This window comes from Actinomyces sp. 432, assembly GCF_009930875.1.
GTDB lineage: Bacteria > Actinomycetota > Actinomycetes > Actinomycetales > Actinomycetaceae > Actinomyces.
This window is the reverse complement of sequence record NZ_CP025249.1, coordinates 803,385-825,489: the sequence shown is the minus strand read 5'-3', so window position 1 is coordinate 825,489 and position 22,105 is coordinate 803,385. Positions and strand designations below refer to the sequence as shown.

Genomic DNA, 22,105 nt, shown 5'->3' with positions numbered 1-22,105 from the left:
TACCACCCATGACGGCTGTCACGGCCGCTCCGTCAGCGTGCCTGCGCACGGTACGGTCGCCCCATGACATATCCGCCCCAGGATGCGGCCGCCGTCGATCTGGACGCCGCCGCTACCGCCTGGATCACCGAGGATCCAGACCCCGACACCCGCCGGGAACTGACCGATCTGCTCACCGCGTACCGTGCCGGTGACGCCGCCGCAGCAGCCGCGCTCACTGATGCCTTCTCCGGCACGCTCCAGTTCGGTACCGCCGGGTTGCGCGGGCGCCTGGGCGGGGGTCCCAACCGCATGAACCGGGTGGTAGTGATCCGTGCCGCCGCCGGGTTATCCGCCTACCTGCACGAGATGCTGGGGGACGGGTTCCGCGTGGTCATCGGCTACGACGCCCGCCACGGCTCAGCGCGCTTCGCGCGTGACACCGCCGCCGTCGTCACCGGCGCCGGCGGGCGCGCCATCCTGTTCGACACTCACTGCCCCACGCCCGTGCTCGCCTTCGCCCTGCGAAGGCTGGGCGCCGACGCCGGCGTCATGGTGACGGCCTCGCACAACCCGCCCCAGGACAACGGCTACAAGGTCTACCTGGGCGGCCGCGCCGTAACCGGCTCCGGGCAGGGCGCGCAGATCGTCCCGCCACATGACTCGGCCATCGCCGCAAAGATCGCCGCCGTCGGCCCGCTTGCCTCCGTGCCCATGCCCGAGGACGGCTGGGAGACAATCGGGGCGGACATGGTTGAGGAGTACGTGCAGCGCGCGGTCAAGGCCGCCCGCACGCGGGCCGTGGCACCACTTAAGATCGTGTTGACCGCCATGCACGGGGTCGGCGGGGAGATCTGCCGGGAGGTGCTGGCCCGGACCGGCTTCGACGACGTCGTCGTGGTGCCCGAGCAGTTCGCCCCGGACCCGGAGTTCCCTACAGTGGCCTTCCCCAACCCGGAGGAACCCGGGGCCCTGGACCTGGCCTTTGCGCGGGCCCGTGAGGTAGGCGCGGACTTGATCATCGCCAACGACCCGGATGCCGACCGCTGCTCAGCCGCAGTGCCGGATGAGCACGCCCGCGGCGGTTGGCGGCAGCTGACCGGCGATGAGGTCGGCTCCCTCTTGGGAGAGCAGGCTGCCGAGCTGGCCGCCTTCACCGGCACCGGGGTGCTGGCCAACTCGATCGTCTCCTCTCGCCTGCTGCGCAAGATCGCGCAGGCGCACGGGCTTGCGCACCGCAACACACTCACCGGCTTCAAGTGGATCAGCCGCGAGCCGAACCTGGTATTCGGCTATGAGGAGGCGCTGGGATACTGTGTGGATCCGGCGGCGGTGCGAGACAAGGACGGTATCTCCGCCTCGGTGCGCCTGGCGGTGCTGGCCTCCACGCTCAAGCAGCAGGGACGTACGCTGGATGACCTGCTGGACCGCCTGGCGCGAGAACACGGCCTGTATGCGACCAGCCCGCTCAGCGTGCGGGTAGAGGACAAGAGCTTCATCACCAACGCCATGGAGCGGCTGCGGTCCGGGGGAGCACCAGCCACGCTGGCCGGATCCCCGGTGGTGGACGTCTTCGACCTGATGGACGGCGCGAACAACGGCAACGGGGAGCGCCTACCCGCGACTGACGGCCTCATCTTCAAGACCGCGGCAAACGACCGGGTGGTGGTACGCCCATCGGGCACCGAGCCGAAGCTCAAGTGCTACTGCGAAGTGGTCATGCCCGTGGCCGTCGACGAACCGGTGGAGGTGGCCCGCCGCGCCGCCGCCAAGCGCCTAGACGCCATAAAGGCCGACTTGCGCGGCGTCCTGGGCATCTGACAGTCGTCTGAGCCTCACGCCCGCAGCACGCAACCACCGAAACCGGCACAAGTTACACACTGAAACCGGTTGATATGACGCGCCGCGTCGCCCACACAGTGTGGGCGACGCGGCGCAACTATGCGGCGGAGTCGGTTCTAGTGCCGGTCTCGGCACGTCATTAGTGCCGGTCTCGGCACGTAACAAGTGCCGGTCTCGGTGCGATTAGGCGGGCAGGCCCTCCAGGATGGCGACGGTGGCGGACACGCCTAGCCGGGAGGCGCCGGCCGCGATCATGGCCAGCGCGTCCTCAGCGGTGCGGATACCCCCGGAGGCCTTGACGCCCAGCCGGTCCCCCACCGTGGCGCGCATTAGCTCCACGGCGTGCACCGAGGCGCCGCCCGCCGGGTGAAAGCCGGTGGAGGTCTTGACGTAGTCGGCACCCGCACCCTCGGCGGCCCGGCACACGGCAATGATCTCATCGTCGGTCAGTGCCGCGGACTCGATGATCACCTTCAGCAGCTTGTCCCCCACGGCCTCCTTGACCGCGCGGATGTCCGCCTCGACGCCCGCGTAGTCGTGCTCCTTGACCAGCTTCAGGTTGACGACCATGTCAACCTCGTCCGCGCCCTTCGCGACGGAGTCGGCGGCCTCGGCCGCCTTGACGGCGGTGGCATGAGCGCCGGAGGGGAACCCGCAGACGGTGGCCACGTGCAGGCCCTTGGGGGCCTGCACGGGCAGCTGGCTGGGGGACACGCACACCGAGTAGGTGCCCAGTTCGGCGCCCTGGGCGATCAGCTCGGCGACCTGCGCGCCAGTGGCCTCGGGCTTGAGCAGGGTGTGGTCGATGATGGCGGCGACTTCAGCACGGGTGGTCATGGCGTTCCTTTCTCTGGATTGTTCTGGGTCTGCTGCAGGCCGGTTTCAGGCCGGTTGTAGGGCACGGGGCGGCGGTGGGGCGATCACGGCGAGCACACGCGGCCAGTAGCCCAGCTCGCGGGGACCGGGCCCGCGCTGCGCGCGTGGGGCCAGCAGGTCCAGGGCGCGCACGACGCCGCTGGAGGGGTCGTAGAGGTGGGCGTGGCCGGGGCCGGGGTCCTGCCGCCCGATGGCTTTCCAGGGCAGCGCCAGCACGTAGTGCCGCGGGACTGCGGGGATCGCGTTGATGATTCGGTTCAGATTCAATAGGCGCCGGGCCCCTCCGGCACCATCGGCATGGCGTACCGGCGGTCCTCCCGTAAGCAGAATTACGGGGACGCCGACGGCAAGCAGCTCTCGCGTGCCCGCCACGACGGCGCCCCAGCCGGCGCCCCGGTCGTCCACCCAGGTCACGGTGCAGGCTTCGATGTCGGGTCGCACCCGCCGCAGTACGCGCGTCAGCTCGGCGGCGACGGCCCACGGGGTCGAGCCCAGCCTACTAGTCCAGGGCAGGGGGCCCAGTGGCCCTCCCGCATGCCGGTTCATGGCACGCTGCAGGCTCCGCTGGGAGGCGGCCAGAGTCTCCTGCAGGACTCGGCCCGGGCGGGCGGTGCCGGGGACGGGAGTCTGCACACCGGCGCTGGGACCGCCGAGCAGGAGGCGGGCCGCCAGAACCGCAGTTGCTCCACAGGTGGTGCCGTCGCACTGGGCAAGAGTGACGGCGCCACCGGCGGTGGTGAAGCCACCCACGCGCAGACGGGCGTTCACCACACGCGCCCCGGGCAGCTCGGCGGCCGACGTGCGGGAGTCCACCACGGCCTCTTCAGACAATCCGGTCCAGCACCACGCCGACGCGGCGGCGGGCCACGGCCTCCCGGGCCTCCGGAGAGTCGGCGGGGCGCACGGCGATCGCGTCCTCGAGCGCGGCGCGGGCGCGCTCGAAGCGCTCCGGGGTAGCGGTGTGCAGGGTGAGCAGCGGCTGGCCGGCGCGCACGGTGTCACCCGGCTTGGCGTGCATTTCGACGCCGGCGACTGCCTGCACCGGGTCCTCCTTGCGGGCTCGGCCGGCCCCCAGGCGCCAGGCGGCCACCCCCACGCCCAGGGCGTCCAGGCGGGTGAGCACGCCGTCCACGGCGGCAGTGACGGTCTCGGTCTCGGGAGCCACGGGCAGGGGGGCGTCGGGGTCGCCGTCCTGGCGGCGGATCATCTCCCGCCACACGTCCATGGCGCGCCCGTCGCCCAGGGCGGCGCGCAGCTCGTCCGCGTCCACGGTGTGCCCGGCCGCGGAGAGCATCTCGCCCGCTAGCGCCACGGTCAGGTCGACGACGTCGGCCGGTCCCCCACCGGAAAGCACCTCGACGGCCTCGCGCACCTCCAGGGCGTTTCCGGCGGTCAATCCCAGCGGCGTGGACATGTCGGTGAGCAGGGCGCGGGTGGTCACGCCGGCGTCCGTGCCGAGCGCCACCATGGTCTGCGCGAGTTCGCGCGCCTGGTCGATCTCCTTCATGAAGGCGCCGGAGCCGACCTTGACGTCCAGGACCAGCGCGCCGGTGCCCTCGGCGATCTTCTTGCTCATGATGGAGGAGGCGATCAGCGGCACACAGGAGACAGTAGCGGTGGTGTCCCGCAGCGCGTACAGCTTCTTGTCGGCAGGGGCCAGCCCGCTGCCGGCGGCGCAAATAACGGCGCCGGGACCGTCGGCGGACAGCATGTCCAGGATCTCGTCGTTGCTCAGCGCCGCCCGCCAGCCGGGAATGGACTCGAGCTTGTCCAGGGTGCCGCCGGTGTGGCCCAGGCCGCGGCCGGACAGCTGCGGAACACTGACGCCGAAGACAGCCACCAGCGGCGCCAGCGACAAGGTGATCTTGTCACCCACTCCGCCCGTGGAGTGCTTGTCCGCTGTAGGGCGTCCCAGGGCGGAAAAGTCCATGCGCTCCCCGGAGCGGATCATGGCGTCGGTCCAGCGGGCGATCTCGCCCCGGTCCATGCCGTTGAGGTAGATCGCCATGGCCAGGGCGCTCATCTGCTCGTCGGCGACCACGCCGCGGGTGTAGGCGTCGACCACCCAGTCGATCTGGGCGTCTGTGAGCCGCTGGCGGTCGCGCTTGGCAGCGATCACGTCAACGGCGTCGAAGGGCTCCACCGCGGGGGACGTTGGGGCGGCGGGGGCGGAAGACGGTTTGACGGATGCGGTCACGGCCGGTCTCCTTCAGGTAGGGGTGCGGCTGTGCCGGTGACCCGCTCGATGTCGGCGCTGGTGAAGCGGTCGGGGAGCACCTGGTCAATGCTCATGACGCCCGACGGCAGGTCCAGCAGCATGTCCGGGTGGGCGTGCTCGGACAGCACTTGGCGGCAGCGGCCGCACGGGGAACAGGGCCGCGCGTCGCCGTCGACGCACACGAAGGCGATCAGGCGGCCTCCGCCGGTGCGTACGAGCTCGGAGACCAGCCCGCACTCCGCGCACAGGGTTACCCCGTAGCCGGCGTTCTCCACGTTGCAGCCGGATACCAGACGGCCGTCGTCGACCAGGGCGGCGGCCCCCACCCGGAAGTGGGAGTAGGGCGCGTAGGCGCACCGCATGGCCTCTGTGGCCAGTGCCCGCAGCCGCGCCCACATGTCCGCGTCGACGGCGGGCACGGAGTCGGAGACGGCCCGGGCCGGCCCGGCCGGGTGGTTGTCGGCGCCGATCACGGGTACGGGACCCCCTCGGCGGCAGGGGCGCGCACGCGCCCCACGAAGCCGGCGACGGCGAAGACCGTCACGATGTAGGGGATCATAAGGATGATGTTCGCCGGGATCGGGGAGCCGATGACGGACAGCGTCTGCCCCACCGCAGTGGCGAAGCCGAATAGGAGCGCGGCGTACAGGGTGCCCACCGGGTTCCAGGCGCCCAGGATCATGGCGGCCAGGGCGATGTAGCCGTTGCCGGATGACATGTCCTTGGTGAAGGCCAGGCCGGAGCCAACGGTGAAGAAGGCGCCGCCCAGGCCCGCCAGCGCGCCGCCCAGCATCAGGTTGTTCACGCGGGTGCGCATGACGTTGATGCCCACGGTGTCCGCGGCCCGCGGGTGCTCGCCGCAGGCACGCATGCGCAGGCCCCAGCGGGAGCGGAACAGCATGAAGGACAGCACCGCGACGGCCGCGTACATCAAGTACACCAGAATCGTCTGCCGGAACAGCACCGGGCCGATGATCGGGATCTGGGAGAGCACCGGGATCGGCAGGGTGGGCAGGCGCATGGAGGCGTTCAGCCGCGCCGGGTTGTCGGTCAGCACCGTGGAGAACAGGAAGCTAGTCAGGCCGGACACGAACACGTTGAGGACCACGCCGACCACGATCTGGTTGACCCGGTACTTCAGTCCGAACAGGGCAAGCAGCAGGGCTACCAGGATACCGGCGAAGGGGGCGGCGATCATGCCGGCCCAGGCGGAGCCGGTGATCGATGCGACCACCGCGCCCAGGAAGGCGCCGCCCAGCAGCTGGCCCTCGATGGCGATGTTGATGGTGCCCGAGCGCTCCCCCACCACGCCGGCGAGCCCGCCGAACACCAGCGGCACGGACAGTGCGAGGGTGGAGGACAGGATTGTCACCAGCGGGATGACGGTGGGGCGTCCGGCGCCGGCCCAGGTGAGGAAGGCGATGATGAAACTGGCTCCCAGCACCAGCCCCGCCCAGTTGGGGATCGGTGCACGGCCCACGGCACGCATCCACATGTAGGCGGTGATCGCCGCAGCCAGCAGCACCATCACCACGATCACGGGGCGGGAGCCGAGGGTGAGCACGGGAATCTTCAAGAAGTCGGCCTTGGTGGCCAGCTGGAAGCGAGTGTCGCCGTGGCTTAGCAGGCCCATCAGCAGTTCCAGAACGACTACGACGGTGCCGGTGATCGGCAGCTTGTAGGCGATCGGCTCGACGACGACGGTCGGCTCCGTTCTCGGGCTGGCGTCGCGGGTCGGAGCGGCGGTGGGTGAGGCAGTCATGGCTCAGGCCTCCTTCTTCTCAACGGCCGGGCCGGCGACGGCGGCAGCGTCGACGACCTCGCGGCGGCTCCGCCGCCAGGAGCCGGGTGCGGGCAGGTGGTAGATGGCGCGCACCAGCGGCGGGGCCGCGATGAACAGCACGATCATGGACTGCAGCACCAGCACGATGTCGATCGGGGTACCGGTGGCGGCCTGCATGGTGGTTCCGCCCGCGGTCAGGGCACCGAACAGCAGCCCGGCCAGCACGGTGCCCTGCGGGGTGGAGCGGCCCAGCAGGGCCACGGTCATGGCATCGAAGCCGATGCTGCCCGCCACCGAGCCGGTCAGGTAGTGCTGGGTGCCGAGCACCGGGGCGGTTGCCGCCAGCCCGCACAGGGCACCGGAGACGATCATGACCAGGGCGGTGATCCGGGGCACGTTGATGCCTGCGGTCAGCGCCGCCTGCGGGTTCAGGCCGGTGGCGCGGAACTGGAAACCGATCTCGCTGCGCTCCAGCAGCCACCACACGAACAAGGCGGCCAGCAGGGCCACGATGAAGCCCAGGTGTAGCCGGAAGGGACCGCCGATCAGTTTGGGGTACTGGGCGCTAGCCGCCACCGGCAGTGACTTGGGGTTGGCGTTGCCCGCACCGATGAAGGTGGCCGTGGTGAGCAGATGCGCTATCAGGTAGGCGGCAACGGAGTTGAGCATGATGGTGGTGATGACCTCGCTGGCACCGGTGGTGGCGCGTAGCACGCCGGGGATGGCTCCCCACAGGGCGCCGCCGAGGATGGCGCCGAGCACCGCCACCAGCATGTGCAGCCCGCTGGGCAGGTTCCAGGCGAAGCCGACGTAACCGCCGACGATGGCGCCGAGGATGATCTGCCCCTGCCCACCGACGTTGAACAGGCCGGCGCGGAAGGCCACCGCCATGCCCAGGCCCGCCAGGATCAGCGGCGTGGCCACGGTGAGGGTTTCGGTGATGGGGCGCCACATGCGCGCGACCGAGGATGCTTGCCAGTCGAAGATGCCGCCGCGGACCATGGCCGCGTAGGCGTCCACCAGGCACGAGCCGACCGCACCGAAGAAGTCGCTGGGGCGTGCGAACAGGTAACCGGCGGTGGTGCGCACGTTGTCGTCGGCGAGCAGGATCAACAGCGAGCCGACAATCATGGCGGAGAAAACCGCAAGCACGCCCATAAGGATGTTGGACTCGGCGATCTGCCGCAGTACACCCGGCTGCTCCGGCTGATTGTCCGTGTGCTGGGCGGGTGGGACGACGGACGGCCGACCCGTCCGTGATTCCGCCTGCGCGGCGCCGTTTGGGATAGCTTCGCTCATCGGTTCTCCTCCTGGGCGCGGGCCTGGTCGAGGGGGACGCCTGCCATCATGAGGCCCAACACGTCGCGGGGTGTATCCGGCGGCACGACGCCGACGATCCGGCCGCGGTACATGACGGCTATGCGGTCTGACAGGGAGTAGATCTCATCCAGCTCGGAGGAGATGATCAACACGGCGGTGTTGTTGTCACGCTCCTGCACGATGCGCTTGTGGACGAATTCGATGGAGCCGACGTCGAGCCCCCGGGTGGGCTGTGAGGCCACCAGAACCTTGAGCTGGCGGGACAGCTCCCGGGCAAGGATCGCCTTCTGCTGGTTGCCGCCGGACAAAGTGGAGATGGGATCGGCGACGTCGGTGACGCGTACGTCGAACTCGTCGCGCAGCTGCTCAGCGTGGTTGCGGACCTTGGTGGGATTGATGGACGGCCCGGAACCGAAAGCGGGGTCGTCGAAGCGGTCCAGGATCATGTTCTCGGCCACGGAGAATGCGGCAACCATGCCGTCGGTGGAGCGGTCCTCGGGGACGAAGCCGAGGCCGGCGCCGATGCGCTGGTGGACGCCCAGGGGGGTGACGTCCTGGCCGCCGAAGTGCACTGAGCCGACGGTGGGTGCACGCAATCCCAGCAGCACGTCGGCAAGCTCGGTCTGGCCATTGCCCTGCACCCCGGCCACGCCGACGATCTCGCCGGAGCGCACCTGCAGGCTGACGTCGTCGAGCAGAGTGCTGCCCTCATCAACCAGGCTGACATCCTTCAGCTCCAGGCCGACGCCGCCCAGCGTGGGCGCGTCCTTGTCCACCGTGAGGGAGACGGAGTGGCCGACCATGAGCCCGGCGAGCTCGGCCTGGGAGGCGGTCGGCTCGGCGCTGCCGACGACCTTGCCGCGGCGGATGACGGTGATCGTGTCCGCCACCTCGCGCACCTCGCGGAGCTTGTGGGTGATGAACACGATGGAGGTGCCGGCGGCCTTGAGGTCGCGCATGATGGCGATCAGCTCGTCGGTCTCTTGCGGGGTGAGCACGGCGGTGGGCTCATCGAGGATGAGGACCTTGGCGTCGCGGGAGAGGGCCTTGATGATCTCGACTCGCTGTTGTACGCCCACGGGCAGGTCTTCGATGTAGGCGTCCGGGTCTACGTCGAAGCCGAAGCGCTCGGAGATCTCCCGCACCTTCGCAGCGGCGGCCTTGGCGTCGATGACGCCGGCCTTGCCCACCGGCTCGTAGCCCAGGGCCACGGATTCGGCCACGGTGAACACGGGTACCAGCATGAAGTGCTGGTGGACCATGCCGATGCCGGCCGCGACGGCGTCGCCGGGGCCCTTGAAGGTGACCGGACGGCCGTCGATAAGGATCTCGCCGTCGTCGGGGTCGTACAGGCCGTACAGGACGTTCATGAGCGTCGACTTGCCGGCGCCGTTCTCGCCCAGGAGGGCGTGGATCTGGCCGGGTTCGACTTTGACGTCGATGTGGTCGTTGGCCACAAGGGATCCGAAGACCTTGGTGATTCCGCGGAGTTCGAGCAGCACTGGGGGCTCGCTTCCTGTGGGGTTCAGGCGATGGTTAACGGTGGAGTGGGCGTCGAGCAGGGAAAGACTACCGGGCCGGGCGCCAGTGACGCCGCCGCCCCGTCAAGGACGACGGCGTCACCGGGTTGAATTGGCGCAGCCCCGATCAGGACGGGTCGTAGGGCGTGGACACGTCGAGGGTGCCGTCGATGATCTGCTGCTTGAGTACCTCGACCTGCTCCTTGACCTCGTCAGGGACCCGGTCGGACCAGTCGTGGTAGTCGGCGATGGACACACCGTCATTGGCGAGGGTGCCGATGAAGGGCTCAGAGGTGAAGTTGCCCGAGGTGGCCTCCTGGACGGTGTCGTACACGGCGGTACCGATGCCCTTGACCACAGAGGTCAGCATGTACTTGCTGCCGCCGAGGGACTCGGTGCTGAGATAGCCGTCGGCGTCCACCCAGACGATCGCGTTGTTGTCGTCACCGGCCGCCTTGACCGCCGCGATCGTGCCGGAGCCGACCGGGCCGGCCACGGGCATCACAATGTCGGCACCCTGGGAGAGGAACAGCTCGGTCAGCTGCTGGCCCATAGGAGTGTCGGTGAAGTTGCCCACGAAGGAGCCGGAGCCCGGGTTGTCAGGGTCCCAGCCGAGGACCTCGACGTTGGCGTCGTTGTCCTCGTTGTACTTCTCCACGCCCTTGGCGAAGCCCTCCATGAAGATCTGCACGGTAGGAAGGACTCCACCCCCGTAAGTGGCGACCTTGCCGCTCTCGGTGGTGCCGGCAGCGGCGTAGCCGGCGAGGTAGGCGGCCTCGGCAGTGTTGAAGGTCAGCGGCTTGGCGTTGTCCAGCTCAACCAAGTTTCCCTCGGCATCGGTGAAGGGAGCGTCGATGAGCGCGAAGTTGATATCCGGGTTCTCCTGGGCGGCCGCGGCAAGGTCGGCGGCGAGGTTGAAGCCGACGCCGATGATCAGGTCGCAGTTCTGCTGTACCAGGGAGTCGACGTTGGTGGGGTAGTCGGATATGGACTGGGACTCGACGAGCTTGGTCTGCACGCCGAGGTCGGCGGCAGCGCGGTCCAGGCCCTCCTTGCCGGACTGGTTGAAGGACTGGTCGTCGAACCCGCCCTCGTCGGACACCATGCAGGCGAGGAAATCGCCGGTGTCTCCGCCGGAGGAGTCCGGGGCCGAGCCGCAGGCGGCAAGCGACAGCGCTGCGACCAGGCCGAGCGTAATGGCGGGATACTTCTTCTTCACGGTCGTGTCTCCATATGGGGTACGGGCTTGCGCCCTTGCAAGGAGCCGGCCGGGGCGGCACCGGCTCAGGCAACCAGCATAGGCACTCCCCTGAGACCTGCCACACAAACGGCACGATATCGCCGCATTGCGACCATGACGTGACCCGCGCCGCAGCTCCGCTCCAGCCCCGGCCAGTGCCGGGCGCAGCCGCATCCCAGCCGACGTCTTGCAACTCCTTGCACAACTTGCAGGTGCGGGACGAGCGGGCACCCGGTAAGCGCTCGGTCACGATCGGCCGACGTGAGGACCGGCATCGGCGGCCACGGACGCATCCCGGGGAGTCACAGCAGTGCGTCCCGATCTTCCGCCTTGAGCCGATCGACGACGCCCTTGACGTCCTGGGCGCGCTCCGGGGTGGTCACCAGCAGCGCGTCGGGAGTATCCACCACAACGATGCCGGGGGTTCCCAGCAGCACCACCTTGCGGCCGGAAGTAGAGGCGACCAGTGCCCCGGCGGCGTCGACCGCCTCGACGTCGGCCTCGCCCAGGACCGCCGCCCCGGCCGCCGGTCCCGCCGCGCGCGGGGAGACGAGCCCGGAGAGGGTGTCGAAGCCGCCGACGTCGTCCCAGCCCATGTCTCCGGGGACCGTCGCCACGCCGCCGGCGGCGGCCACGGGCTCGGCGATGGCATGGTCGATGGCGATAGCCTCCAGGGAAGTCCATACCCGCGCCATGACGGCGTCCTGCTCGGGGGTGTCCCAGGCAGCGGCGATCTCGTCTATGCCGGCTGCCAGCGCGGGCCGGTGCTCCGCCAGGTGGTCCAGGAGGACGCCGGCGCGCACCACGAACATGCCGGCGTTCCACCGGTAGTCGCCGGTAGCCAGGTAGCGGGCGGCGGTAGCGGCGTCCGGTTTCTCGGTGAAGCCGAGGACTCGGCGTCCGTCCGGCGCCCCGGGCACGTCCAGGGCGTCACCGGCGTGGATGTAGCCGAAGGCCGTGGACGGTCCGGTGGCCTCGATACCGATGGTGACCAACCAGCCCGCCGCCGCCAGTACAGCCGCCTGGCGGACCGCGCTGCGGAAGGCGGCGGCATCGGCCACCAGGTGATCCGCGGCGAAGGAGCCGACAATCGCCTCGCGCCCGTGGCGGCGGGCGATCACGGCGGCGGCCAGGCCGATGGCGGCCATGGAGTCGCGCGGGGCAGGCTCGGCCAGCAGGTTCGCCTCGGGCAGGTCCGGGAGCTGCCGGGCGACGGCGGCCACGTGGGCGGCGCCGGTGACCACCGTCGTCGTCGCCGCCAGGGGGGCCAGGCGGGTCACGGTGCCCTGCAGCAGGCTTTGCCCGGAGCCGGTCAGGTCCAGCAGGAACTTGGGGCGTCGGCGGCGGCTGAGCGGCCACAGCCTGGTGCCGGCGCCGCCGGCGGGAATGATCGCGTGGAGGACGGGGGCATCGGGTTCACCCATGACGGGCAGGGCCGCCGTACTGGCGTGCCGTTCGGGATCAAGCGCAGCGTTCACCGCGTCAGGCTAGCGGGTGCGGCTCGCGAAGGAGGGTCTCCGTGACTCCCAGGGCGGGGGTCGCCAACGAGACCCAGCTGCCGTCCGACGCCAGGCGCTGAAGGTGGATCCGGTCGACCACGAAGGCCGCCGCGATGTCGCTGCCCGAGCGCGCGGCGCGGTCAAGCGCGTCGTCGTCAACCTCGTGCGCGAGAGTTACGTGCGGGTGGAAGGGGAAACGCAGGGTGCGTCTGAGCGGCCCGTCGTCGGCGCGCAACGCCTGCTGGAGCGCATCGATAGCGCCTGCCCCCTCGGCGACGCCGAGGAAGACCACCGGGCTGACCGGCCGGAAGGTGCCGACGCCGGCGGCGCGCAGGTTGAAGGGCGCAGTCCGGGCGGCCACCCGGCTCACATGGGCCGTCACAGCCGCCAAGTCGTCCTTGTCCACCGCGGTGGGTGGCAGCAGGGTGATGTGGGGCGGTATCGCATTGCCGTGGGGGTCTCCCACGGCCGTGCGCACGCTGCGCACACGGGTCGCCCAGGGCTCCGGCAGCACGATGGTCACACCGAGGACGCATTGGCTGGGTGCGGGCACGGGAACGTCCATGAAGCGCGCGTTCCTCCGGTTCTGTTCTCGAGCACGACCAATGTCAGCTGCACCCTACCCCCATTAACAGCCTCAGGGACATCCCCGACCACCTCCCGGGTTCACCCCCGGGCAGTCCCCGAGCGGGCATACCGGGACGACCGCTTCGTCTGGCAGAATGACCTCATGTCGAGCACCGAGTCTCAAACCGCCGCCGTCGTCGGATCCGAGCCCGTCTTCTCCCCCGCGCTCACCCCACAGGAGGGTGCTGGTGCCGCCACCGCCCTGTTCCGGGACGCATTCGGCACCGAACCCGACGGCGTGTGGTACGCCCCCGGACGCGTGAACGTCATCGGGGAGCACACCGACTACAACGGCGGCCTGGCGCTGCCGATCGCGCTGCCGCATCGGGCCCACTTGGCGCTGCGTAGTCGTGAGGACCGCACCATCCGGCTGGTGTCCCCGCAGACTCGCGAGACCATCGACGTGCTAGACCTGGACGCCATCGGCCCGAAGGGCTCCCCTGGGGAGGTCCGGCATTGGAACGCCTATGTGGCCGGGGTCGCCTGGGCGCTTGAGCGCGACGGGTTCGGGCCCCTGCACGGCTTTGACGCCGCCCTTTACTCCTGCGTGCCGCTGGGAGGGGGCTGTCCTCCTCGGCCGCCCTGGAGTGCGCCACCGCCGTAGCCCTGGATGACGTCAACGCCCTCGGCCTGGCCGGGACGGCGGAACAGCCCGACGACGCCGGCCGCGCCCGCCTGGTAGAGGCGTGCATCCGCGCCGAGAACGAGATGGCGGGTGCCCCCACTGGTGGCATGGACCAGTCCGCCTCCATGCGCTGCCGCGCCGGACACGCCCTGGAGCTGGACTGCCGGGACGGCTCGGTGGCGCACGTGCCCTTCGACCTTGCGGCTGCGGGCCTCACCCTGCTGGTGATCGACACCAAGGCCAAGCACTCCCTGGTGGACGGCCAGTACGGGGCCCGCCGCTCGGCGTGTGAGCGCGCAGCCGAGCTCCTCGGCGTCGAGCTACTGGCCGATATCCAGGCTGACTCGCTCGCGGCCGCCCTGAAGCGGCTGGAGAGCTCCGGGGCGCAGGACGCCGACGTGCTGGTGGCGCGCACTCGCCACGTAGTCACCGAGATCGACCGTACCCGCCGCCTGGTGGAGCTGCTACAGGACGGAGCGCCGCTGGCCGGGGGGAAGCTGGCTCGCGCGGGTGAGCTCATGGACGCCAGCCACGAGTCGCTGCGGGTGGACTACGAGGTCACCTGCCCCGAGCTTGACGTGGCTGTGGAAGCAGCCCGGGCGGCCGGCGCCCACGGCGCGCGCATGACCGGGGGCGGCTTCGGCGGCAGCGCCATCGCACTGGTGGACACCCCCGCCGTGGACGCGGTTGCCCGTGCCGTAGTAGACGCCTACGCGCAGCACGGGTTCGCTGCTCCCGCGTTCCTGAACGCAGTGCCCTCCGCGCCGGCCGGTCGCCTGGCCTGAGCCGGCGGCCGCGGCAGGCACCGGCAGCGCGCCCCGCACGGCCCGGGGACGAACGCGGACGCTCCGATCGTAAGTGCCACCGCGTGCCGTCTTCGCGGGGCGGGTCGCAGGGCGGTTCGCAGGACGCTGCCTCCTGAAAGAGCCGCGGGCAGTGCAGTTCAGGGCCCGATCAGGGTGGGCGCTGGGCCGTGTACGCGGCAAGCGCGGCGCCGCCTCATCCTGGCGGAGGAGACTCCCCACCCCCGCACCCGGGGGGAATCAGGGTGTTCTCCTACCTGCGGATGAGTGTGTCGGGACACAACTCGGCATAGCCTCGTGGTGTCTCGCCTGGCCCGGCATTTTGCCTGGGCTTGGCCGCACACCCGCCCCTACGCCCACTCGGCCATGACGGCCGACCGGAGGTTCGCCGTGAAGCGCTATGTCCTGCCCACCTTAAAGACCCTGATTGCCCTTGTGATCGCGCTCGCGTTGGTGAAGATCGCCTTCTTCCCCGATTCCAAGGCCGGCACAACCGTGGACATCACCCCCGGCATCGACGCCACCACGCAGACCACCGTGGTGACCACCGGCGATATCGCAAACACGGTTGACGTCAAGGGACAGATCGTGGAGGACGCCGCGGTGGAGGCACAGGCGAACCTAAACGGCGTCGTCGACTCCTTCGCAGTCAGCAAGGGAGCGACTGTCACTCAGGGGGAGCCACTGATCTACCTCAAGCAGGTTCAGCCCCAGGAGCCGACCGTAAGCGTCGATGATGAGGGCAATCCCGTGCAGACGCCAGTGGAGGACAAGGTCACCTGGTCCACCGTCTATGCCCCTGCCAGCGGCGTAGTCTCCTTCAACGTCATCCAGGACCAGGAGACCAGCGTGGGCATGGTGGTGGCTACCGTCTCCCCCGGCACGTTCTCCGCCAAGGGGACGATCACCGCCGACCAGCAGTACCGGCTCACCAACGCCCCCTCCTCGGCCACCCTCACCGTCGACGGCGGGCCGGCTCCGTTTGAGTGCACGGGCCTGAAGATTGGCACTCGGGAGACCACCTCGACCACCACTTCCGAGACCGGCGAGGTAACGACTACCACCGGCGATGGCACCACCGTTGAAGTACGCTGCGCGGTACCCGCCCAGCAGCAGGTCTTCCCGGGTCTCTCGGTGACGATCGGCGTGGACGCCGGCTCGGCCACGGACACGCTGATCGTGCCGGTTACTGCCGTGGAGGGCAGCGTCACCAAGGGGAACGTGTGGGTGGTCACCGACCCCGCCGCCCCAGACGCCGCCGAGAAGCGGGAAGTGACCCTGGGTATCACCAACGGTGAGAGCGTCCAGGTGACCGACGGCCTGGCCGAGGGGGACGAAATCCTGCTGTTCGTGCCCAACAAGGACATCGCGCGCACCGGCGAGCCGAACACCTGCGAGCCGGACGGCTCCGCCTGCTACGACGAGAACGGCGAGGAGCTCCTGTGAACCCGTTATTGAGCATGCGGGGTATCGCCCGCACCTTCGAGGTGCCCGGCGCCCCTCCCCTGCAGATCCTCACCGACGTGAACCTAGATGTTGCAGCAGGCGAGCACGTAGCCGTCGTGGGCCGCTCGGGCACCGGCAAGTCCACGCTGCTTAACCTGATCGGTCTGATCGACCAGCCCACCTCCGGCACCTACACCGTGGATCGGCAGGATACGCGCCGCCTGGGCGAAGCCCGCCGGGCCCGGTTGCGCGGGCGGACCTTCAGCTTCGTCTTCCAGTCCTTCAACCTCATCGCCGGGCTGTCCACCACGGAGAATGTGGCGGCGCCGCTCCTGTATGACACGGGCTCCGCCTTCTGGACCCGCACGAGGCGAGCTGAGGAGCTACTGGCCGCGGTTGGTCTGGAGGAGAAGATCGGCGCCCCCATCGGCAATTTGTCCGGGGGCGAGCAGCAGCGGGTCGCCATCGCGCGTGCCCTGGCCCGCCGCCCGCGGGTGATTCTGGCTGATGAGCCCACCGGGGCGCTCGACGTCGACACCGGCGCGCTGGTCATGGAGCTGCTCGAGCGCCAGTGCCACGAGACCGGTGCGGCGCTCATCGTCATCACCCACGACCTGGCGGTGGCCGGCCGCGCCCACACCCAGTACCGGCTCGACCACGGCGTACTCACCCCGATCACCGTGCACCACGAGCGCACCGGCGGACTGGACGAGTTCACTGAGGAGATCAACGCAGTTCCCGAGGAGGCGGCATCATGACTGGCGTATTCACCGGTTTCTTCGGCGCCCTGGTGGAGGCCTGGGCGCAGCTGCGCATTGGCAAGCTGCGAGTCATGCTGTCCCTGGTCGGGGTGGGGGCGGCGGTGGCCGCCATGACCTTCGTGATTGCCCTGGGCCAGGTGACCAGCGCGATCATCGACCAGGAGATCGCCAGCTACGCCGGCCGTCCCGGAACAGTGCGGATCGATGTCGCGCCGACCGGGCGCGGAGTCAGTGGTGACTTCACCACCGGTTCAGACGACCCCGGTGTTGCCGAGGCCATGGAGACCGCCGGAACCGAGTCCGGCACCGACACCACCGCCCGCATCACCGAGGCGCAGATGAGGCTGGTGGAGCGTTACAGTGCGAGCAGCTGGGCCACCAATTACCCGCAGCAGCTGCGGCTGGCCTTCCCCGGCGGCTCCCGCTCCGTGGAGACCAATGTTGTCAGCCTCGGATACGGCACGCTTCACCACACCGCCGTGGCGCAGGGCCGCTGGTTCTCCGCCGCCGACGAGGACGACCTCTCCCCCGCGCTGGTCGTCTCCCAGGGCTTCCTCGAGCAGCTGGGGTACACGACCCTGGATGGTCCGCTCACCGTGCGGGCCCACTCACCGGCGCGGACGACTTACACGATCGTCGGCGTGCTCAAGCCGGACGACCTGACCTGGTGCGCAGGCGACGTTGACGCCAGTGACTACTGCACCCAGTCGATCACCGCCTATGCACTGGCCGCGCCGTACGAGCGGTGGCTGAGTCAGGAGACACGTGCCGAGCTGCCGGCCCCAATCTTGGAGATCTGGGCCGGGCAGGAGCAGGAGCAGGAACTGATCAGCCTGGCAACCAAGGATCTCGATGCACAGTTCGGTGCCGGCTCCACCAGTGCCTGGTCAAACACCGCGGAAATGCAGGGCCTGGACACCAGCGGCTTCACAACCACGGTGACCATCGCGGGCGTGTTCGTCATGATCCTGGGAGCGCTCAGCCTGATCAATATCTCCATGGTGACCGTCAAGCAGCGCATCCACGAGATCGGTGTGCGCCGCTCCTTCGGCGCCACTAGCCGCCGGATCTTCTTCTCCATCATGCTGGAGTCGGTGGTGGCAACCGTGGTGGCCGGTGTAATCGGGATCGGCATCGCGATTGTAGGCATGCGTGTAGCGCCATTGGATGCGCTGCTGGGAGTAGCGGTGGAAACAAGGCCGCCGTTCCCGATGTCGGCCGCCTTGATCGGTCTTATCGCCGCGACGGTAGTGGGCGCGTTGTCCGGCATCATCCCGGCTCTGGTGGCGGTGCGGATCAAGCCGATCGACGCCATCCGCTACTGACGTCAACCGTGCTTCAACCGCGCGCGATTGCTGATCTTCCGGGCGGTGGGCTCGGCCGTCCGCACCTACACCGCGCGACCCCGGGGTGCGCTCCACGATCGCCCCGGGGTCGCGCAATGCCCGGGATCGCGAAGCGTCAGTTGCCCATGATGAACGCGCGGTGCCGCAGGCTGCCGGGGTTCATATCGGTGATGCGCACGGAGGCGACACTGGCCCAGCGCGGGCCGTGGTACAGCCAGGCGATCATGCGGGCGACGTCGTCAGCCGGGCCCTGGGCGAAGACCTCCACGTCGCCGTCGTCCAGGTTGCGCACCTCGCCCACCAGCCCGAGCCGCTCCCCCTCCTCCATGCAGGACCAGCGGAAGCCGACCCCTTGCACGCGCCCGGAGACTATGGCGTGAATCGTGCGGTGGCGATCGGACGCGGGGGCGGCGTCATTGGCTTCGCCGGAGCCTCCTGCGGCCCGGTCCCCGTCGGCGCGGGCCGCAGGAGCCTCAGCAGCTGGCTCGGGATTGCTTGGCTGGCGGCGGAAGACGTCAAAGAACCTGCGCTCCATGGCGCCATTGTCTCAGGAATACCCGCGGCCTGACAGGGGCACCGCGAGGAGCGTCGGCGCGAGCCGCCTCCCCAAACCCCCGCCGAGGTCGGTAGAAGTCACGTGCCGAGGTCGGCAGACGTTACGTACCGAGATCGGTAGAAGCGGCGCTGTCCAAATCCGCTGGCTGGTTAGGACTCGTGGCCGGGCGGACGTACACGTACACTCGGACCCCATGCGCGTAGCCACTATCAACGTCAACGGCATCAGGGCTGCAGCCCGTAAGCACATGGACTCCTGGCTGGAGTCCAGCGCCCCGGATGTACTGCTGTTGCAAGAGGTACGCGCCGACGAAGCCACCGCGGCCGCGCTGCTGCCCGGCTACGAGTCGGTGATCTGGCCGTGCCGCGTGAAGGGAAGGGCCGGCGTCGCCGTGGCGGTGCGTCAGGGTGCGCCGGTGACCGCAGGCGCGGTGCGTCGCGGCGTCTCCGCGCCCGGGAGCGAGGAGCCGGATGTGGACTCCGGCCGCTGGCTGGAGGTGGACCTGACGGCCACAAACGGTGCCGGGGCTCAAACCCCGCTGACGGTCGTGTCCGCCTACTTCCACTCCGGTCAGGTGGGTACCGTGAAGATGGACCAGAAGTATGCACACCTGAACCTGGTGGACGCGCGCATGACGACGCTGCTCGCCGATGCGGCGGCCGGCGGGCCGAACGTGCTCATGGCCGGGGACCTGAACATCGTGCGCTCCGAGCGCGATATCAAGAACTGGCGTCCCAACCACAACAAGTCCGCAGGGGTGCTGGACGAGGAGATCGCCTACCTAGAGCGCTGGTTCGGGTCCGGGTGGGTGGACGTGGCGCGCAGCCTCGCGCCCGACGCGCAGGGGCCATACACCTGGTGGTCGCAGCGCGGCAAGGCCTTCGACAACGACGCCGGCTGGCGCATCGACTACCAGGTGGCGACGCCGCAGTTGGCCGAGCGGGCCCGCTCCTTCACCGTTGACCGGGCACCCAGCTACGCCGAGCGCTGGTCCGACCACGCCCCGGTCGTGGTCGACTACGACCTGTGAGGCGGTTCGCCGCTGATCACCCAGGCTCCGGTTCGGCACTAACGACGACGGTTCGTACTTTCTGGTCGACGCTTCGTACCTTCTTACGACGGTTCGGCACCTACAGGTACGAACCGTCGGGCCAGAGTACGAAGCGTCGAAGCAAAGGTACGAACCGTCAGCCGGATTGTCCTGTCAACCGCGCCGTAGTTCATCGGGGACGTGTCACAGCGGGAGCCGCGACCTAGTGCCGCAGCCCAGAACCGCTGCTCCAGGACCCAGCGCCTATGAGTCGGTCGCGTTGCGCTCGGCGATCTCGACGACGTTCGCCAGCAGCAGCGCACGCGTCATCGGGCCGACTCCCCCGGGGTTCGGGGACAGCCAGGCGGCAACTTGGTCGACGCCGTCGGCCACGTCGCCCATGATCCTGCCCTTGCCGGTGTGCGGGTTGACTACGCGGGAGACGCCCACGTCCAGAACCACCGCTCCGGGCGCGACCATGTCGGCCGTGACGATGCCGGCCGAGCCGGCGGCGGCGATGACGACGTCGGCGCGGCGCACGTGCTCGGCCAGGTCCCGGGTGCCGGTGTGGCAGACGTCGACGGTAGCGTTGACGTCCTTGCGCATCAGCAGCAGACCGATGGAGCGGCCCACGGTGACGCCGCGGCCGATGACGCACACGTTCTTGCCGGCCAGGTCGATTCCGTGGCGGGTGATCAACTCGATGCACGCACGCGGCGTGCACGGCAGCGGCGAGGTGATCGGACCGGTGCCCCGCAGCACCAGGCGGCCGAGGTTGGTGGGGTGCAGGCCGTCGGCGTCCTTGTCGGGGTCGACGCGCTCCAGGATGGCGTTGGTGTCGATGCCGGCGGGCAGCGGCAGCTGGACGATGTAGCCGGTGCAGGCGGGGTCGGCGTTGAGGCGGTCAATGGCCGCCTCGATCTCGGCCTGCGTGGTGGTGGCTGGCAGGTCCACGCGGATCGACTCGATGCCGACCTCGGCGCAGTCCGCGTGTTTGCCGGCCACGTACTTGACGCTGCCGGGGTCCTCACCGACCAGCACCGTGCCCAGGCCGGGGGTGATGCCGCGCTCGCGCAGAGCGGCCACGCGCTCGGCCAGTTCGGCCTTGAGGGCCGCCGCGGTCGCCTTGCCGTCCAGGACGCGGGCGGGACCGCTCCACGGGGCCCTCACTGGGCCAGCCCCGGGTAGAGCGGGAAGGCGTCGGTGAGCGTGCGCACGCGCCCGCGTAGGGAGGCGAGCAGTTCGTCGTCGGCCTTGCCGGCCGCGCCCGCCACCAGGGTGGTGGCGATGATCTCGGCGACCTCGGTGAACTCCGCGGGTCCGAAGCCGCGGGTGGCTAGGGCCGGCGTGCCGATGCGCAGGCCGGAGGTGACGCGCGGCGGGCGCGGGTCGAAGGGGACGGCGTTGCGGTTGACGGTGATGCCGGCGTCATGGAGGAGGTCTTCGGCCTGCTGACCGTCCAGGGCGGAGTCACGCAGGTCCACCAGCACCAGGTGGACGTCGGTGCCACCGGTGACAAGCTTGATGCCGGCGGCCGCGACGTCGTCGGCGAGCAGGCGCTGGGCGAGGATGGAGGCGCCCTCAAGCGTGCGGGCCTGGCGGTCCTTGAACACGTCGGTGCCGGCGATCTTCATGGCGACTGCCTTTGCGGCGATCACGTGCATGAGCGGGCCGCCCTGCTGGCCGGGGAAGACGGCGGAGTTGAGTTTCTTGCCCCACTGCTCGGCACGGTTGGTCAGCAGCATGCCGGAGCGGGGGCCGCCGAGGGTCTTGTGAACGGTGGTGGACACGACGTCGGACCACGGCAGCGGGGACGGGTGCAGACCGGCGGCGACCAGCCCGGCGAAGTGCGCCATGTCGGTCCACAGGGCGGCCCCGACCTCGTCGGCGATGGAGCGGAAGGCCTCGAAGTCGAGGTGGCGGGGGTAGGCGGACCAGCCGGCGATGATCACGCGGGGGCGCTCGCGCAGGGCGGCCTGGCGCACCTGCTCCATTTCGATGCGGTGGGTGGTCTCGTCCACGCCGTAGGCGGTGGCGTGGTAGTTCTTGCCGGAGAAGTTGATCTTCATGCCGTGCGTGAGGTGACCGCCGTGTGCGAGCGACAGGCCGAGGATGGTGTCACCGCCGTTGGCCAGGGCGTGCAGGACGGCGGCGTTGGCCTGGGCGCCGGAGTGCGGCTGGACATTGGCCCACTCGGCACCAAAGACGGCCTTGGCGCGCTCGATTGCCAGGGACTCGGCTACGTCGACGACTTCGCAGCCGCCGTAGTAGCGGCGCCCGGGGTAGCCCTCGGCGTACTTGTTGGTCAGCACGCTCCCCTGCGCCTGCAGGACGGCGCGCGGCACGAAGTTCTCCGAGGCGATCATCTCCAGGGTCCCGCGCTGGCGGGCGAGCTCGTCGTCGAGGACGGCGGCGATCTCCGGGTCGAGGTCGGCCAGGGACTGGTTGTTGAGGGCGGTGCGGGCGGTGGCCGCGGAGTCGGTCATGGTTCTCCTGATGTGTGCGCGGCGCGGGCCGCGCGTTGGCGTCGACCTCGGCCCAGGCGGGCGACCAGGTTCTCCATTGCTGCGCCCCGAGCCACCGCAGGGTGCGAGCGGACCCGTGACGTGCCGTCGCTCCCCGGTGGTGACCACC

The 22,105-nt window shown here is 69.7% G+C and carries 18 protein-coding genes and 1 pseudogene; 6 read left to right on the top strand and 13 right to left on the bottom strand.

Going from position 1 to position 22,105, the window contains the following annotated elements:
• Positions 1 to 63: 63 nt before the first annotated feature.
• On the top strand, positions 64 to 1,800 hold the full coding sequence (locus tag CWT12_RS03355) for a phospho-sugar mutase (RefSeq protein WP_161923709.1): 1,737 nt from the start codon (positions 64 to 66) through the stop codon (positions 1,798 to 1,800).
• 204 nt (positions 1,801 to 2,004) lie between these two features.
• Here the strand turns inward: CWT12_RS03355 and deoC are convergent, their stop codons facing one another.
• The 10 genes from deoC to CWT12_RS03305 form a co-directional block, all read right to left on the bottom strand.
• Positions 2,005 to 2,658, bottom strand: coding sequence for a deoxyribose-phosphate aldolase (deoC, locus tag CWT12_RS03350; RefSeq protein WP_161923708.1), 654 nt, complete (start codon positions 2,656 to 2,658; stop codon positions 2,005 to 2,007).
• Positions 2,659 to 2,703: 45 nt separating this feature from the next.
• On the bottom strand, positions 2,704 to 3,528 hold the full coding sequence (locus CWT12_RS03345) for a hypothetical protein (protein ID WP_237564292.1): 825 nt from the start codon (positions 3,526 to 3,528) through the stop codon (positions 2,704 to 2,706).
• The gene (locus CWT12_RS03340; RefSeq protein ID WP_202616312.1) at positions 3,521 to 4,840 is read right to left on the bottom strand and encodes a thymidine phosphorylase; all 1,320 of its coding nucleotides are present in this window, start codon (positions 4,838 to 4,840) and stop codon (positions 3,521 to 3,523) included. Before CWT12_RS03340 ends, CWT12_RS03345 begins: the two co-directional genes overlap by 8 nt.
• A gap of 50 nt (positions 4,841 to 4,890) precedes the next feature.
• Entirely contained in the window at positions 4,891 to 5,313 is a 423-nt protein-coding gene (locus CWT12_RS03335; protein ID WP_161925264.1) for a cytidine deaminase, read from the bottom strand.
• Between the two features lie 71 nt (positions 5,314 to 5,384).
• A complete protein-coding gene (locus CWT12_RS03330; protein WP_161923705.1) occupies positions 5,385 to 6,677 on the bottom strand; it encodes an ABC transporter permease in 1,293 nt (430 codons plus the stop codon).
• Positions 6,678 to 6,680: 3 nt separating this feature from the next.
• Complete coding sequence (locus tag CWT12_RS03325) at positions 6,681 to 7,997, bottom strand: ABC transporter permease (RefSeq protein WP_161923704.1); 1,317 nt, start codon at positions 7,995 to 7,997, stop codon at positions 6,681 to 6,683.
• On the bottom strand, positions 7,994 to 9,520 hold the full coding sequence (locus CWT12_RS03320; RefSeq protein ID WP_161923703.1) for an ABC transporter ATP-binding protein: 1,527 nt from the start codon (positions 9,518 to 9,520) through the stop codon (positions 7,994 to 7,996). The genes CWT12_RS03325 and CWT12_RS03320 overlap by 4 nt, the downstream gene beginning before the upstream one ends.
• A 145-nt stretch (positions 9,521 to 9,665) precedes the next feature.
• Positions 9,666 to 10,757: a BMP family lipoprotein gene (locus CWT12_RS03315; RefSeq protein ID WP_161923702.1), complete on the bottom strand. Its 1,092-nt coding sequence runs from the start codon at positions 10,755 to 10,757 to the stop codon at positions 9,666 to 9,668.
• A 323-nt stretch (positions 10,758 to 11,080) separates the two neighbouring features.
• Positions 11,081 to 12,202 carry a mannose-1-phosphate guanylyltransferase gene (locus CWT12_RS03310; protein ID WP_161925263.1) on the bottom strand — a complete coding sequence of 374 codons (1,122 nt, stop codon included), beginning with the start codon at positions 12,200 to 12,202 and terminating at the stop codon, positions 11,081 to 11,083.
• 58 nt (positions 12,203 to 12,260) lie between these two features.
• A complete protein-coding gene (locus tag CWT12_RS03305; protein ID WP_161923701.1) occupies positions 12,261 to 12,842 on the bottom strand; it encodes a 2'-5' RNA ligase family protein in 582 nt (193 codons plus the stop codon).
• A 165-nt stretch (positions 12,843 to 13,007) separates the two neighbouring features.
• Here CWT12_RS03305 and galK point away from each other — a divergent pair.
• The 4 genes and pseudogenes from galK to CWT12_RS03285 all read left to right on the top strand — a co-directional run bounded on the left by galK (position 13,008) and on the right by CWT12_RS03285 (position 17,864).
• Positions 13,008 to 14,314, top strand: a pseudogene (galK, locus tag CWT12_RS03300) (galactokinase).
• A 408-nt stretch (positions 14,315 to 14,722) separates the two neighbouring features.
• Positions 14,723 to 15,778 carry an efflux RND transporter periplasmic adaptor subunit gene (locus CWT12_RS03295; RefSeq protein ID WP_237564291.1) on the top strand — a complete coding sequence of 352 codons (1,056 nt, stop codon included), beginning with the start codon at positions 14,723 to 14,725 and terminating at the stop codon, positions 15,776 to 15,778.
• 14 nt (positions 15,779 to 15,792) lie between these two features.
• A complete protein-coding gene (locus CWT12_RS03290; RefSeq protein ID WP_161925262.1) occupies positions 15,793 to 16,536 on the top strand; it encodes an ABC transporter ATP-binding protein in 744 nt (247 codons plus the stop codon).
• Positions 16,533 to 17,864 carry an ABC transporter permease gene (locus CWT12_RS03285; protein WP_161923699.1) on the top strand — a complete coding sequence of 444 codons (1,332 nt, stop codon included), beginning with the start codon at positions 16,533 to 16,535 and terminating at the stop codon, positions 17,862 to 17,864. The genes CWT12_RS03290 and CWT12_RS03285 overlap by 4 nt, the downstream gene beginning before the upstream one ends.
• A 136-nt stretch (positions 17,865 to 18,000) precedes the next feature.
• Here CWT12_RS03285 and CWT12_RS14500 read toward each other — a convergent pair whose 3' ends face one another.
• On the bottom strand, positions 18,001 to 18,420 hold the full coding sequence (locus CWT12_RS14500) for an acylphosphatase (RefSeq protein WP_161923698.1): 420 nt from the start codon (positions 18,418 to 18,420) through the stop codon (positions 18,001 to 18,003).
• 214 nt (positions 18,421 to 18,634) lie between these two features.
• Between CWT12_RS14500 and CWT12_RS03275 the strand changes: the two genes are divergently transcribed.
• Positions 18,635 to 19,471, top strand: coding sequence for an exodeoxyribonuclease III (locus CWT12_RS03275; RefSeq protein ID WP_161923697.1), 837 nt, complete (start codon positions 18,635 to 18,637; stop codon positions 19,469 to 19,471).
• A 264-nt stretch (positions 19,472 to 19,735) separates the two neighbouring features.
• Here the strand turns inward: CWT12_RS03275 and CWT12_RS03270 are convergent, their stop codons facing one another.
• Together CWT12_RS03270 and glyA are read right to left on the bottom strand one after the other, a co-directional pair.
• Complete coding sequence (locus CWT12_RS03270; protein ID WP_161923696.1) at positions 19,736 to 20,641, bottom strand: bifunctional methylenetetrahydrofolate dehydrogenase/methenyltetrahydrofolate cyclohydrolase; 906 nt, start codon at positions 20,639 to 20,641, stop codon at positions 19,736 to 19,738.
• On the bottom strand, positions 20,638 to 21,957 hold the full coding sequence (gene glyA / locus CWT12_RS03265; RefSeq protein WP_161923695.1) for a serine hydroxymethyltransferase: 1,320 nt from the start codon (positions 21,955 to 21,957) through the stop codon (positions 20,638 to 20,640). The genes CWT12_RS03270 and glyA overlap by 4 nt, the downstream gene beginning before the upstream one ends.
• Positions 21,958 to 22,105: the final 148 nt, after the last annotated feature.

Bases quoted from the DNA above. Each gene is read 5' to 3' on its own strand.
- CWT12_RS14500 (WP_161923698.1), bottom strand. From the start codon at position 18,420: ATGGAGCGCAGGTTCTTTGACGTCTTCCGCCGCCAGCCAAGCAATCCC.
- CWT12_RS03310 (WP_161925263.1), bottom strand. From the start codon at position 12,202: ATGGGTGAACCCGATGCCCCCGTCCTCCACGCGATCATTCCCGCCGGC.
- CWT12_RS03305 (WP_161923701.1), bottom strand. From the start codon at position 12,842: ATGGACGTTCCCGTGCCCGCACCCAGCCAATGCGTCCTCGGTGTGACC.
- CWT12_RS03355 (WP_161923709.1), top strand. From the start codon at position 64: ATGACATATCCGCCCCAGGATGCGGCCGCCGTCGATCTGGACGCCGCC.
- CWT12_RS03285 (WP_161923699.1), top strand. From the start codon at position 16,533: ATGACTGGCGTATTCACCGGTTTCTTCGGCGCCCTGGTGGAGGCCTGG.
- CWT12_RS03325 (WP_161923704.1), bottom strand. From the start codon at position 7,997: ATGAGCGAAGCTATCCCAAACGGCGCCGCGCAGGCGGAATCACGGACG.
- CWT12_RS03275 (WP_161923697.1), top strand. From the start codon at position 18,635: ATGCGCGTAGCCACTATCAACGTCAACGGCATCAGGGCTGCAGCCCGT.
- CWT12_RS03290 (WP_161925262.1), top strand. From the start codon at position 15,793: ATGCGGGGTATCGCCCGCACCTTCGAGGTGCCCGGCGCCCCTCCCCTG.
- deoC (WP_161923708.1), bottom strand. From the start codon at position 2,658: ATGACCACCCGTGCTGAAGTCGCCGCCATCATCGACCACACCCTGCTC.
- CWT12_RS03335 (WP_161925264.1), bottom strand. From the start codon at position 5,313: ATGTGGGCGCGGCTGCGGGCACTGGCCACAGAGGCCATGCGGTGCGCC.
- glyA (WP_161923695.1), bottom strand. From the start codon at position 21,957: ATGACCGACTCCGCGGCCACCGCCCGCACCGCCCTCAACAACCAGTCC.
- CWT12_RS03330 (WP_161923705.1), bottom strand. From the start codon at position 6,677: ATGACTGCCTCACCCACCGCCGCTCCGACCCGCGACGCCAGCCCGAGA.